At 50.2% G+C, this 12,921-nt stretch carries 13 protein-coding genes; 12 read left to right on the top strand and 1 reads right to left on the bottom strand.

Annotated features, from left to right (window positions below):
- The first annotated feature begins 2 nt into the window (after positions 1 to 2).
- From thrB to yajC, 12 genes are all read left to right on the top strand, one after another.
- Complete coding sequence (gene thrB / locus FJQ58_RS03065; protein WP_139990966.1) at positions 3 to 995, top strand: homoserine kinase; 993 nt, start codon at positions 3 to 5, stop codon at positions 993 to 995.
- Positions 992 to 1,861 carry a prephenate dehydratase gene (gene pheA / locus FJQ58_RS03060; protein ID WP_139990965.1) on the top strand — a complete coding sequence of 290 codons (870 nt, stop codon included), beginning with the start codon at positions 992 to 994 and terminating at the stop codon, positions 1,859 to 1,861. Before thrB ends, pheA begins: the two co-directional genes overlap by 4 nt.
- 179 nt (positions 1,862 to 2,040) lie before the next feature.
- Positions 2,041 to 4,023 (top strand): LysM peptidoglycan-binding domain-containing protein, encoded by a 1,983-nt coding sequence (locus tag FJQ58_RS32825; RefSeq protein ID WP_238403750.1) that lies wholly within the window; start codon positions 2,041 to 2,043, stop codon positions 4,021 to 4,023.
- A 226-nt stretch (positions 4,024 to 4,249) separates the two neighbouring features.
- Positions 4,250 to 4,888: a BofC C-terminal domain-containing protein gene (locus tag FJQ58_RS03050; protein WP_162341271.1), complete on the top strand. Its 639-nt coding sequence runs from the start codon at positions 4,250 to 4,252 to the stop codon at positions 4,886 to 4,888.
- Positions 4,889 to 5,100: 212 nt separating this feature from the next.
- Positions 5,101 to 5,604 (top strand): crossover junction endodeoxyribonuclease RuvC, encoded by a 504-nt coding sequence (gene ruvC, locus FJQ58_RS03045; protein WP_139990963.1) that lies wholly within the window; start codon positions 5,101 to 5,103, stop codon positions 5,602 to 5,604.
- Complete coding sequence (gene ruvA, locus FJQ58_RS03040; RefSeq protein ID WP_139990962.1) at positions 5,601 to 6,236, top strand: Holliday junction branch migration protein RuvA; 636 nt, start codon at positions 5,601 to 5,603, stop codon at positions 6,234 to 6,236. The genes ruvC and ruvA overlap by 4 nt, the downstream gene beginning before the upstream one ends.
- A 19-nt stretch (positions 6,237 to 6,255) precedes the next feature.
- Positions 6,256 to 7,257: a Holliday junction branch migration DNA helicase RuvB gene (gene ruvB, locus FJQ58_RS03035; protein WP_139990961.1), complete on the top strand. Its 1,002-nt coding sequence runs from the start codon at positions 6,256 to 6,258 to the stop codon at positions 7,255 to 7,257.
- A 5-nt stretch (positions 7,258 to 7,262) separates the two neighbouring features.
- A complete protein-coding gene (locus tag FJQ58_RS03030; protein WP_139990960.1) occupies positions 7,263 to 7,730 on the top strand; it encodes a thiol-disulfide oxidoreductase DCC family protein in 468 nt (155 codons plus the stop codon).
- The gene (locus tag FJQ58_RS03025) at positions 7,720 to 9,840 is read left to right on the top strand and encodes a SpoIID/LytB domain-containing protein (RefSeq protein WP_238403749.1); all 2,121 of its coding nucleotides are present in this window, start codon (positions 7,720 to 7,722) and stop codon (positions 9,838 to 9,840) included. The genes FJQ58_RS03030 and FJQ58_RS03025 overlap by 11 nt, the downstream gene beginning before the upstream one ends.
- 9 nt (positions 9,841 to 9,849) lie before the next feature.
- A complete protein-coding gene (gene queA / locus FJQ58_RS03020) occupies positions 9,850 to 10,896 on the top strand; it encodes a tRNA preQ1(34) S-adenosylmethionine ribosyltransferase-isomerase QueA (RefSeq protein WP_139990959.1) in 1,047 nt (348 codons plus the stop codon).
- Positions 10,897 to 10,918: 22 nt separating this feature from the next.
- The gene (gene tgt / locus FJQ58_RS03015) at positions 10,919 to 12,052 is read left to right on the top strand and encodes a tRNA guanosine(34) transglycosylase Tgt (protein ID WP_202915198.1); all 1,134 of its coding nucleotides are present in this window, start codon (positions 10,919 to 10,921) and stop codon (positions 12,050 to 12,052) included.
- A 14-nt stretch (positions 12,053 to 12,066) separates the two neighbouring features.
- Complete coding sequence (gene yajC / locus FJQ58_RS03010) at positions 12,067 to 12,384, top strand: preprotein translocase subunit YajC (protein ID WP_139990957.1); 318 nt, start codon at positions 12,067 to 12,069, stop codon at positions 12,382 to 12,384.
- 62 nt (positions 12,385 to 12,446) lie between these two features.
- Here yajC and FJQ58_RS03005 read toward each other — a convergent pair whose 3' ends face one another.
- Positions 12,447 to 12,839: a TIGR04086 family membrane protein gene (locus tag FJQ58_RS03005; RefSeq protein WP_139990956.1), complete on the bottom strand. Its 393-nt coding sequence runs from the start codon at positions 12,837 to 12,839 to the stop codon at positions 12,447 to 12,449.
- Positions 12,840 to 12,921: the final 82 nt, after the last annotated feature.

Here is a 12,921-nt window from a genome sequence, read left to right as displayed (position 1 = left end):
CCATGAATAATCGCAGAGTCATTGTAAAGATACCCGCAAGCACGGCAAATTTAGGTCCAGGCTTCGATACGCTTGGCATGGCGCTTTCCTTATATGCCTGGATCGAGCTAAGCGTGGCTGAGCAGACCCAGTTTCAATTTTATGGCGATCAAATGAAAGGCTTGCCGAAAGATAAGTCGAATCTAATTTATAAAGTGGCTCAGCTCGTCTTCAAAGAGGCGGGCGTGGAAATTCCTGAGCTGTCGATTTCCATGCATAGCGATATTCCGCTGACGCGTGGACTTGGCAGCAGCGCTTCGGCGATTGTAGGCGCTCTGGTAGCCGCCAACGCGCTGATTGGCAGCCCATTGACCGATGATAAGCTGTTTCAAATGGCAACGGCGTTAGAGGGGCATCCTGATAATGTAGGCGCATCGCTGTTCGGCGGCATCGTTGTTTCCGCTTGGGACGGGGAGCATGCGGATTACGTGCGGATTGAGCCTCATGATAGGCTGAAGACGCTGGTTGCGATCCCGGCCTTCCAGCTGTCGACGGAGAAGGCGCGCCATGCGCTCCCGTCGCAAATTAGCATGGCAGACGCGGTATTCAACGTCGGCCGCAGCTCTTTGCTCGTGGCGGCGCTAGCTAGCGGCGAGCTCGGCATCATCCGCCATGCGATGAAGGACAGGCTGCACCAGCCTTATCGTGCAGCGCTGATTCCCGGCATGGCGACCATATTGGAGCGCGCCGTGGATCATGGCGCGCTGGGCGTTGCGCTAAGCGGAGCAGGGCCGACGCTGATCGCATTCGTTGAAGAGGCCGCAACGGCTGATGCAGCGGCGGCTAATCGCGGTTTGGAGCAGTTTCTGCTGGATACGTTGAAGCAAGAGGGAATTGAGGCGAAGACGTTATGGCTTGCGCCATGCAGCAGTGGTCCGCAAATTACAGTGGAGGACCGTACGAGCCAGCCGGCCATTCCGCTTCCGGATCGTATAAGAGGAGAGGTTAAGGTATGAAGACGATAGCAGTACTGCCGGCCGGCTCTGTTTCGGACGAAGCGGCAAGGCATTTTTTTCGCGAAGAAGAAATCAATTATAAACATCATCGGCTAATTTCGGATGTGTTCTTGTCAACCGTGAATGGGATAAGCGATTATAGCATCATTCCGATTGAGAATACGATTGAAGGCTCCGTTAGTTTGCATATGGATTGGCTCGTGCATGAGGTGGATATCCCTATACAGGCCGAATGGGTATACCCATCTATCCAAAATCTCATTGGCCGCAAATCGGAACTGACGGATGTTGCGGAAGCAATCGATTATTCACGAATCACTAAAGTCATCAGCCATCCGGTGGCGATTGCGCAGTGCCTGCAGTTTTTGCGCACGCATTTGCCTCACGCCGTTACGGAGCATGTAAGCAGTACGGCCGAGGGCGTACGGATTGTTCAAAAAAACCCGGACGCCGGCTGGGCAGCAATCGGTACGATGACTGCCGCCGCCAACGAAAAGCTGGACGTGATTGCAAGTGGAATTACCGACCACGATAACAATTACACCCGCTTTCTGCTAGTTGGCTCAGAGCCCTATAAGGCACTTCAATCCGATAAAATCAAGACGAGCATTTTAATAACGCTGCCTGAGGACTTCCCAGGCGCGCTTCATCAGGTGCTTTCGGCATTTGCTTGGAGGAAGATCAACTTATCCCGCATTGAATCACGACCGACGAAGAAGAAGCTCGGGAATTACTATTTTTTCATCGACATCGAGATGGCGTTGGATACGGTGCTGCTGCCGTCAGCCCTTCAGGAAATTGAAGCGATTGGCTGTCAGGTTCGCATACTAGGAAGCTATCCTAGCTTTACCGAATTCAAAAAGTAACATGAAACATACAAATGCTTGAAGAGAAGCCGGGTCCACCTTAGGGGTGAGCTCGGCTTTTTTACTATTTTTTTTGTGAAAGAGGAGACACCTGCCCATATTCTGCATAGGATGTAAGGATTGATAATAGGCATTAGCAGTGCCATGTTATTTAGAACGTGACAGGAGGTTAACGGCGAGTGAAAATCCATATTGTAAAAAATGGCGAATCCTTATACTCCATCGGGCAAAAGTATAACGTTTCGCTGGAAGAGATTTTAAAGCTGAATCCGGGCATCACGAACCCGGACGTCATTGATGTAGGCCTGAAGTTGAAAATTCCTTCAAGCCATGGAGGAGGCGCGGGTGGCGGCATGGACATCATGCATCAGCATGTCGTAAAGCAAGGGGATACGCTGTGGAAGCTGTCGAAAGCATGGGGCGTTCCGCTTGCGGATATGATTAAAGCGAACCCGCAGCTCAAAAATCCGAATGTGCTGCTGACGGGCGAAGTCGTAAACATACCTAAAGCTGGCCAAACGATGCAAGAGGTGCCAGGCATGCAAGGCACGGCGCTCGGAACAGGGCAAGGCGGAGGCGGCAACCACGCCTTGCATCCTTCTTCGATTATGCAGGGGGTTCAGGGCTGGGTCGGAAAACTTTCTACCGCTCCGAATCCAGGCAAAACGTCTACTGCGCCAATTGCGGGCAAAACGCCGACGGCACCTATAGAGGGCAAGACGCCAACAGCTCCTATAGCGCCTGTTGCGCCTGTACAAGAGAAGAAACCGACTGCTCCTATTGTAAAACCGGTCACGCCAGCGCCTCTTCCAGCCCCTAAAGCAGCAGCTGTTGAGCCTGCGAAAAAAGCGCTGCCGATCGAGAAGCCTGTAGAGAAGAAGCTTAAACCCATTCATTCCGAATATAAGCCAAATGTCGATTTATTTAAACAATATGGCGTGCCAGCTACAGAGGCGCTATCATTGTATGATTTGCCAAAGGCTCCTGAGTCGGTATCGCCATTCACCCAACAGCCTATACACAGCGGCTACGGGTATAGCCAGCCACAGGTCAGTCCCGCACAAATGGGCTACGGCTATGGGCACAGCCAAGTAAGCCCGGCGCAAATGGGCTATGGGTATGGCCAGCCACAGGTTAGCCCGGCACAAACGGGGCATGGCTATGGACACCAGCAGGTAAGCCCAGCGCAAACCGGACCTGGCTATGGCTACGGAAACTGGCAGCAGCCGGTACCTTTCGGCAATACCGTAAGTCCGCTGGGCGACAGCCATGATGCACCGTTTGAATGTCCTCCAGGCACGGTTCTCGTAGGCAGCTATCCTTCCCCTAATATGACGCTTGGCGCTGGCTCCGGCTGGGGCTACGGTCATCCAATGGTAGAAGGAGCGCAAGAAAACAGCCAAATGGTAGCGGGCGCCTCTGCGCTTCCAAATCAAGGCTGGGTATCGCCGCTTGCAACACAGCCAAACCAAGGAATGGTGTCGCCGCTAGCAACGCAGCCAAACCAAGGAATGGTGTCGCCGCTAGCGACGCAGCCAAACCAAGGAATGGTGTCGCCGCTAGCGACGCAGCCAAACCAAGGAATGGTATCGCCGCTAGCGACGCAGCCGAACCAAGGAATGGTGTCGCCGCTTGCAACGCAGCCGAATCAAGGTTGGGTATCGCCGCTAGCGATGCAGCCAAATCAAGGCTGGGTATCGCCTTTAGCGGAGCAACCGAATCAGGGCTGGGTATCGCCACTAGCGGAACAACCGAATCAAGGTTGGGTATCGCCACTAGCGGAACAACCGAATCAAGGCTGGGTTTCCCCGGAGAGTATGCAGCCGAGTTATGGATACGGTTATGGCCATGGAGGAGCGGTCTCTCCAGCCGGCATGCAGCCTCATCACGGATACGGTTACGGATATGGAGCACAAATGCCATATTCACCATATCCGAGCTGGCCGCAAACCGCAGGCGCTGCTAATCAGGATCAATCGGATTGCGGATGCAAGGGCAACCGATCTGATCCCGCCTCAGCAAAGCTTTCTGATGTAGAGGCGGAAACGCCAGTTGCGACGAAAACGGCCGTAAAGCGTAAAAATACCAAAAAAGCAGTTATCCGCACCGTAACTAGCCGCCCGAACAAAAATCGTGGCAATCAGCCTTGGTTAAATCGTTAAAACGACCAATAAAGCAGTCCCAAGTCGCTTGCGACCTTTGGGGCTGCTTTTGTTTCAATAGCAGACTGTATCTGTTTTACGTAATGAATTTTGCTTAAAATTCCATAAGAAAAAGACTCGCTTCTTTGCAGCAGGATGCATACAGATTATGATAAAAAATAATCATTTGAATATTTATGTAACACTGGCGCATACTATCAAAAAATATAATGAAGGGGTTATCCCCATGATGGTATTCAGCCTTTGGAAAAATTTAAAGAAACGGCTTCGAAGAAATCGACGCCCTACGTGGTCGCTTGGCGCCATATGGTTTAGCCTGCTGCTTGGCGGGCTTGCTGCTATAAATGCCGGGCATGTACTGGCGGCGCCGGCGCTTGATGAGCAGCAAAGCAGCGTTATTAAAGCTTTGGAGCAGCAACAGCAGCCGCTCACCGTCCAACTCAGGCGCGTCTATCTTTGCGGAGAAGAATCCAAGCCGCTTGGCCGAATGATGAATAAGCAGGTGCTGCAGCTATTGCATGGATATTCGGATTGGAAAGCCGATCTGAATGAACAACAGGGTACCGTAAATGTTGAGCTGCACATTGAAGATTTGTCTGAGCATTGCAAAGCAAATGCTTACATGAGCGTGGACAAGAAAGGCAATCTTGCTCTGTTTGACGGGGTTCCCAAAAAAGAGAAGGTGGTACGCACCTTTTTTCAGCTAGATATCCACTACATGGAGAGCAGTTTGCCGCAGAACAAGCTGGATGAGCTTTCCAAGGGAATACGCATTAGCGATATCGATGAGTATAACAGCGTGCTGTCAACCTTTAGCGACTATGCCGCCCAGCCAAATCAAAGGGTAATGAGGCCGACGTACTAGGGCGCTTGCGGTTAGCAGCAAGAGATGAGATATGAGATGAATAAACCTGAGGCCGCAATGCTACTTGCGGTCTCTTTATTTGTGTCCAATGACTGAAATATCAAACGCGCGTTCTCATTCACGCCAAGTTTTGCTATAATGGATAAAGCAACTTTACGTTCATGCGGTGTAAGCCTATTTTTCTATGAAACTTCTTTTGAGGAGATGTCCGTTTGCGCGTTCTTGGAATTGACCCTGGTTATGCAATCGTTGGATTTGGATTTATAGATAAGATCGGCCACAAGCTTACCCCTGTGCAGTATGGGGCGATTCAGACGGAAGCGCACACAGCGCCCGAGCAGCGGTTGCTGCAGGTGTATGAGTCTGCGGGTGCTCTAATGGATAAATACAAACCGGATACGGTCGGTGTGGAGAAGCTGTTTTTTAACCGGAATGTGACGACAGCGTTTGATGTGGCACAGGCCAGAGGCGCTATTATTTTAGCTGCGACGCAGCGCGGGCTGCCTATTGGGGAGTATACGCCGCTGCAAGTGAAACAGGCGGTTGTTGGCTACGGCAAGGCTGAGAAGAAGCAAGTGCAAGAAATGGTGAAAATGTTTCTGAAGCTTTCAGCGGTGCCTAAGCCGGATGATGTCGCCGATGCGCTCGCAGTCGCGATTTGCCATGCTCATTCCGTCGTACTGAACCAGAAAATCAATGAGGTGAAGCGTTCGTGATCGATTTTTTAAGAGGCACCGTTGTCCATTTGGAATCGGAATATATTGTTCTGGATGTAAGGGATACAGGCTATCGCATTTTTACGGCAAACCCTTACGCTTTTGCTAAGAAAGAAGAGCCTGTCACCGTATACATTCACCATAACGTCCGCGAGGACGCTATTTTATTGTTCGGCTTCGAGTCGAGAGAGGAGCAAACGTTGTTCCGCAAGCTGCTGGAGGTATCTGGGATTGGGCCAAGGGTTGCCTTAGGCATCTTATCTGGGGGTCGCCCGGACGCGGTCATTGCAGCGATCCAGCAGGAGAACATCGCTTTTCTCACAAAGCTTCCAGGCATCGGAAAAAAGACGGCACAGCGTATGATCTTGGATTTAAAGGACAAGCTGATTGGCGCCGGACTCGACGGTGGACTCCTTACGGCAGCAGGCGTGGCTTTGGATCTTACGTCGAGCCGAAACTCGGGGCAAGGGGCAGGAACGGCGTGGCAGGAAGCAAGGGAAGGCCTAGCCGCCCTTGGCTACACAGCTCCGGAGCTGGACAAAGCGTGGAATGGATTGCAGCACAGTGTAACGGCGGAGGAATCGGTAGATTCGTTGATGAAGAGGGCGCTGCAGCAGTTGTTTAAAGGCTAACGGAGGGAGATGAACGCAAATGGACGATAGAATCATTTCCGCCAACCTGATGATGGATGACCAGGCGGTGGAGCTAAGCTTGCGTCCCCGCTATCTGGCCGAATATATTGGACAAACGCAGGCCAAGGAAAACTTGAAAATTTATATTGAAGCGGCAAAGCTGAGGAAAGAAGCGCTTGACCATGTATTGTTGTATGGGCCTCCTGGACTTGGGAAAACGACATTGTCGAACATTATTGCCAATGAGCTTGGAGTCCATCTTCGTACGACATCTGGGCCAGCGATTGAACGGCCTGGCGATCTGGCAGCGCTGCTTACAAATTTGCAGGAGGGCGATGTGCTCTTCATCGATGAGATTCATCGCCTGCATCGTACGGTAGAAGAAGTGCTGTATCCGGCAATGGAAGATTTTGCGCTCGACATTATGATCGGCAAAGGTCCGAGTGCTCGCTCGGTACGGCTGGATTTGCCGCCATTCACCTTGATTGGCGCGACAACGCGGGCAGGACTTTTATCGGCACCGCTTCGAGACCGCTTCGGTGTTGTCAGCCGTTTGGAGTTTTATACGGTGGATGAGCTGGCCTTTATCGTGGCGCGTACAGCGGAAATATTAGACGTTGGCATCGTAGGAGAAGCCGCTTCTGAGATTGCAATGCGCTCGCGTGGAACCCCGAGGATCGCCAATCGATTGCTAAAGAGAGTGCGTGACTTCGCTCAGGTTCGCGGCGATGGCGTCATTACGCATGATATCGCACGCTCCGCGCTGGAACTGCTCCAAGTCGATCCTATGGGCCTTGATCATATCGATTTCAAAATGCTGCAGGCAATGATGACAACCTTTGCAGGCAGACCGGTCGGTCTCGATACGATTGCAGCAACGATAGGGGAAGAAAGCCAGACCATCGAAGACGTGTATGAGCCGTATTTAATGCAAATAGGATTTTTGCAGAGGACCCCTCGCGGTCGTATGGCAACGGATAATGCTTATCGGCATTTAGGGTTTCCGATTCCGGGGAGGTAGCCTCCATGAATGATACAAAGCAAAGCAGAGCCGAGCGGCTCTATGTGATTTATGACGGATATTGCAACCTATGCCTGGCTTCCGTAGCCCGGCTGAAAGAGCTGAGATCCAATGCAGATTTGCAGTTTGTGCCGATTCAACAGTTGGAGGCTGAAGGCGAAGGGCAGCAGCTTATTCCAAATATCGGCCAACTGAATTATGCGTTGCTGTACGAGAAAATGCATGTCGCTGACGAAAGCGGACAGCTCTTTGCTGGCGCGGACGGCGTAGTTCGCGTTTTGAGAACCGTGAAGGGTTTGCGCCTGCTAGCTTTCATTTACAGGATACCCGGCATGAGAAAAATCGCTGACCGGATGTACCGTTATGTTGCAAACCGGAGATATGAGTGGTTTGGCAAAACGGAGCAAAGCTGCTCGGTGAATGGCTGTGAGCTGCCACAAAGCAGAGGGGAGAACAACAAACATGGGAATTAAGGGATCGATCAAGCGATACATAGTTACAGCTGTAGCCATTGCGGTGCTGGCTTCCGCTTGGACAGGCTCTCCGTCACAAGCAGCAGTGCCTCAGTTGGACAATATTCGCGTTGCCTTATTTATGCAATTGCCTGGGAAATATACGGAAACAACTGCAGCAGCTACTTTCTCTTCAGTGGATGGCTTGAGCATTGGCGAAAGACAGCCGGGAGGCGTGAGTGCTTGGTTTAATATAGAAGGCGCTGCATCGGTCCGGTTTGCGCTAGACAGCTACAAGGTTAAGGTGTTTGAGTCTACCAATTTCGGTTCAGCCTTGGCTGTCTTCAAGAGGCTTCAAACGCTGAAAGGAACACCTTACCTAGCCTCATTGTCCAAAAACGGAGCCATAACCTATCAGGTTATAGAGGGTACATACACTACAGCCGCTACAGCTGCAACTGCCCAAACCAAATGGAATGGCGACAGCGAGCTGATCAAGCTTAGCGGCAGCTATAAAGGGGTACTTCAAGGGCCGTTGCATTTGGAAACGGAAGCGTTAGCGAGCAAAGAGGCTGCACAATCGGCTGCCAATGGCTTTGGCGCTGTTGGCCTGGATGCTTATGTAGCCGTTCGTTCCCCAGCTAGCGGGTCGGCCAGCTACTCGGTTATGGTTGGTGCTGCCGTAACGGATGCTGAGCTGCAAATTGTCAAAACAGCTGCCGCCAAAGCAGCAGGCGGCAGCGCGTTAAGCAGCGCTGATTCGAAATCATCTTATTTATTATTGCGAAATGACCATTCGGTAAGCGGCAAAGCGGAAAGCAGCATGGAGCTTTATATGTTTGCAGGAAGCGACACGAAAGTAGCGATCTCTCCCGCAGGTGCAGCACCTATAAAGCTAACGGAAAGAAGCAGCCGCACCTATCGCGGATTGTTTGAGCTAAGCCTATTGAATGGGCAGATGGCGGTAATCAACGAGCTGCCATTCGAACAATATTTGTATTCTGTTGTAGGAATAGAGATGTATCCTACATGGCCGGCTGAGGCGTTAAAAGCCCAAGCTGTCGCGGCACGTTCCTATGCCTTAAATAAAGGCTTTGGCTTTCAAATCGCGCATGTTGTAGATACGACTTTAAGTCAAGCTTATTACGGAGTGACCTCTGAACGCCCATCAACGATTGCCGCGGTAAATGATACGGCTGGTGAAGTGGCGATGTATGGCGGCAAAGTAATCGAGGCGTTGTTCGCCGCAAACGGTGGAGGCATAACGGCAGACGCGAAAGAGATTTGGGGGAATTCGATTCCCTATCTGCAAGCTGTAAAAAGCCCGGATACTTCTTCAGAAGCTGGTTTATTAAGCTGGTATCGAGTCGTGCTGCCGAGCGGAGCCATCGGTTATATCCGAGAGGATTTATTAGATGAGACCGCGCAAAAAACGGCCGCAGGAAGCCCAATTATGCAAGTAAACACAAATGCTTCAAAAGTACGCAAGCACCCGCTTATTCAAGATACGATACCGGTCATCGCGCAAGTGGACAGCGGAACGAAGGTAGTTGTATTGGAGAAAACGATAGAGTCTAATGCGATGAATTGGGTGAGAGGCCCTTATACAGCCCAAGAAATGCTGACAACGATTAATTCGAAGGCCAAGGCGGCTATAGCGGGTCCGCTTAAGACATTGGAAGTCAGCCAGCGCGGAGCATCGGGACGCGCGACTGAAATATTGGCCAACGGGCAGAAGGTTTCGGTAAGCTACCCAGATTCATTCCGTGCGACGCTTGGCGTTCAAACCTCGCTTCCAAGCACTTTGTTTCAAATTGAGGAAACGGCTAAGGTTGTGATTCTTGGAGCAGGCGCGGCATCGCGGACGAAACCGCAGGACGCTGCTGCCATTTACACCATAAGCGCGGGAGGCAAAGTGTCCGAAGCAACGAATGCTAATTTGTTTATTCAAGATGGCAGTCAGCATTTGCGAGCAGCGACAAAGGAGCCATCCTTCCGTTTCGTCGGTTCAGGCAACGGCCATGGCGTGGGTTTGTCGCAGTACGGAGCGCTAAGCCTTGCCCAGCAGGGGTATGACTATCAATATATTTTGAAATACTATTACAAAGATGTTACCATCGCTAAGGAATGATTATACGAGATGAATGTAGAATGGTTTGATTTCGAATTGCCGGAACGGTTGATTGCACAAACGCCGCTATTGGACAGAACGGCTTCTCGGCTGTTGACTTTAAATAAGCAGTCCGGACAAATCGCACACGAGAAATTTACGGATCTGGAGCAATATCTGCAATCCGGCGACGTGCTTGTTTTGAATGATACGAGAGTAATTCCAGCCCGTTTGACAGGAATTAAGAGTGATACCGGCGCCAAAATCGAGCTGTTGCTTCTAAAGCAGCTTGATGGAGACCGCTGGGAAGCGCTAGGCAAGCCGGCTAAACGTTTGAAGGTGGGTACGGAGCTATCTTTTGGTGACGATGGCGAGGGCAATCCACTGCTGCGCGCGGTTATTGAGCAAGAAGGCGAAATGGGCGGTCGGACGATCCGATTCGCCTATGAAGGAATTTTTCAAGAGCTGTTGGATCGATTAGGGGAAATGCCTCTGCCTCCTTATATTAAGGAAAGGCTGGAAGAGCGTGAAAGATATCAAACGGTCTATTCCAAGCATGCCGGATCTGCGGCTGCACCGACTGCGGGGCTTCACTTTACGGATGCATTTCTGGAGAAGCTGCAGGCAAAGGGAGTCAAGCTGGCCTATGTTACCTTGCATGTCGGATTAGGGACCTTTCGTCCGATGTCTGTTGAGCTGGTTGAGGACCATGAGATGCATGCGGAGTATTATGAACTGAATGAGCAAAACGCAGCGATAATAAATGAAGCCAAAAGCATTGGCGCACGTATTATTGCAGTAGGCACGACTTCTTCCAGAACGCTGGAGACGGTAGCAAACCGCTTTGAAGGCGGACCTATTGAAGCATGCAGCGGCTGGACATCGATTTTTATTTTTCCAGGTTACGAATTTAAGCTGGTAAATGCACTTCTCACTAATTTTCATTTGCCCAAATCAACGCTCGTTATGCTGGTAAGCGCACTTGCTGGACGTGATGCCGTTATGCGGGCATATGAGGAAGCGGTGGCCGAGGAGTATCGTTTTTTCAGTTTTGGCGACGCGATGTTTATTTACTAAATAGGAATAGGAAGCGTGAATTGTGGCTGTAAAATATGAATTAATCAAACAATGCAAGCAATCAGGAGCACGTCTAGGGCGGGTCCATACTCCACATGGCATTATTGAAACGCCAACGTTTATGCCGGTAGGCACGCAGGCTACGGTCAAAACCATGAGCCCAGAAGAGCTGAAAACGATGGATGCCCATATTATTCTGAGCAATACGTACCATTTGTTTCTTCGTCCCGGGCATGAAATCGTAAGAAATGCCGGCGGGCTTCATAAGTTTATGAATTGGGATCGTCCGATCTTGACTGATAGCGGAGGCTTTCAGGTTTTTAGCTTAAGCGAAATGCGTAAAATTACGGAAGAGGGCGTACATTTCCGTTCTCATCTAAACGGCGATAAGAAATTTCTATCTCCCGAAGTAGCAATGGAAATTCAAAATGCTCTCGGATCCGATATTATGATGGCTTTTGATGAATGTCCCCCGTTCCCGGCGGAGCATGAATACGTCAAGAAATCGCTGGAGAGAACTACGCGTTGGGCAGAACGCTGCCTAAAGGCGCATGCAAGACCGCATGACCAAGGATTATTCGCGATTGTTCAAGGCGGGATGTACAAAGATTTGCGTATTCAAAGCGCAAATGATTTGACTTCCATGGATTTCCCGGGGTATGCTATTGGTGGACTGAGTGTAGGCGAGCCTAAGCATCTCATGTATGATGTGCTTGATTATACCGTACCCATTTTGCCAGCGAATAAACCAAGATATCTGATGGGAGTTGGCTCCCCGGATGCTTTGATTGAAGGCTCTATCCGCGGCATCGATATGTTCGATTGCGTTCTCCCAACACGTATTGCCAGAAACGGGACAACGATGACAAGCCAGGGCCGTTTAGTTATCCGTAACGCAAAATACGCCGAAGATTTTGGTCCATTGGATCCAGAGTGCTCCTGCTATACATGCAAGAACTACTCACGAGCGTATATCCGGCATTTAATCAAAGCGGATGAAACCTTTGGCATGCGATTAACGACGTATCATAATTTGCATTTCTTGCTACAACTCATGCGGGACGTTCGGCAAGCGATTATGGAGGACCGGCTTTTGGATTTCCGGGATTCCTTCTTCACGAGCTACGGCCTGTTCGATAATGAGAAAGGGTTTTGAAAGGAGGGATTTCGATGTTGCAAGCAGCAGGTGAAGCAGGATCAACAAATATCCTACAAATGATTTGGCCTTTTGTGCTTATGTTCGCGGTGTTTTATTTCTTGCTTATTCGTCCGCAGCAAAAGAAACAAAAGCAGCGTACTTCCATGCTTGGTCAGTTGAAAAAAGGCGACAAAATTTCAACCATTGGTGGATTGCATGGTACAGTCGTTGAGCTGAGTGACGATACGGTTGTTCTTCGTGTCAACGATACAACTAAAATGACATTCGAGCGCAGCGCAATTAATAACATTATCAACTCCGCACCAGCGGCGGTTGATTTAGAGAAATAATTTCACACAAAAAAACGGCTGACATGTATACATGTCAGCCGTTTTTTTTGTGTTTCCTACCGTTATTTTTTCATATTGACGCCAATCATGCCGCCGAAGGCCCCCGTGAGAAGAGCGGCGCCAAGAACGACAGCGCTATGAAGCGAAATCGGGGCATTTGATGCGAGAAAACTAATTAAAATGACGGCTGCCCCATACAATAGTCCAAGAATAGCACCATTGTACCAGCCTTTGCTCTCCGATCGGCGGCCTGTCGTAAAGCCGCCCGCCAGCGACGCAAAACCATGAATTAAGAGGGCGTTTGTAGATAAGCTGCTTTCCTTCATATCAGTAAAATGCAAAAGCAGTGAGAGAAGCAAGGCGCCAATCGCTAACCAGATAATGGAGAATAGCACGCCTGCAAGTAAAGGTGAAGCGATTAAAGGCGATTTAGGAGCTTGTTTCACGGAACTCATCCAATTCCCCCCAGCAAAAGGTACGTATTACTTATCCATATGGTCAAGCTAGCCAGAATAGTACAACCATTTCTTTAATCGT

Origin of the sequence: Paenibacillus paridis, from assembly GCF_006345825.1 — a bacterium.
Lineage (GTDB): Bacteria > Bacillota > Bacilli > Paenibacillales > Paenibacillaceae > Pristimantibacillus > Pristimantibacillus paridis.
The sequence above is the reverse complement of the archived record's forward strand: the minus strand, read 5'-3'. Positions and strand labels throughout refer to the sequence as shown.

Bases quoted from the DNA above. Each gene is read 5' to 3' on its own strand.
- thrB (WP_139990966.1), top strand. From the start codon at position 3: ATGAATAATCGCAGAGTCATTGTAAAGATACCCGCAAGCACGGCAAAT.
- pheA (WP_139990965.1), top strand. From the start codon at position 992: ATGAAGACGATAGCAGTACTGCCGGCCGGCTCTGTTTCGGACGAAGCG.
- FJQ58_RS03050 (WP_162341271.1), top strand. From the start codon at position 4,250: ATGATGGTATTCAGCCTTTGGAAAAATTTAAAGAAACGGCTTCGAAGA.
- ruvB (WP_139990961.1), top strand. From the start codon at position 6,256: ATGGACGATAGAATCATTTCCGCCAACCTGATGATGGATGACCAGGCG.
- FJQ58_RS03030 (WP_139990960.1), top strand. From the start codon at position 7,263: ATGAATGATACAAAGCAAAGCAGAGCCGAGCGGCTCTATGTGATTTAT.
- FJQ58_RS03025 (WP_238403749.1), top strand. From the start codon at position 7,720: ATGGGAATTAAGGGATCGATCAAGCGATACATAGTTACAGCTGTAGCC.
- queA (WP_139990959.1), top strand. From the start codon at position 9,850: ATGAATGTAGAATGGTTTGATTTCGAATTGCCGGAACGGTTGATTGCA.
- yajC (WP_139990957.1), top strand. From the start codon at position 12,067: ATGTTGCAAGCAGCAGGTGAAGCAGGATCAACAAATATCCTACAAATG.
- FJQ58_RS03005 (WP_139990956.1), bottom strand. From the start codon at position 12,839: ATGAGTTCCGTGAAACAAGCTCCTAAATCGCCTTTAATCGCTTCACCT.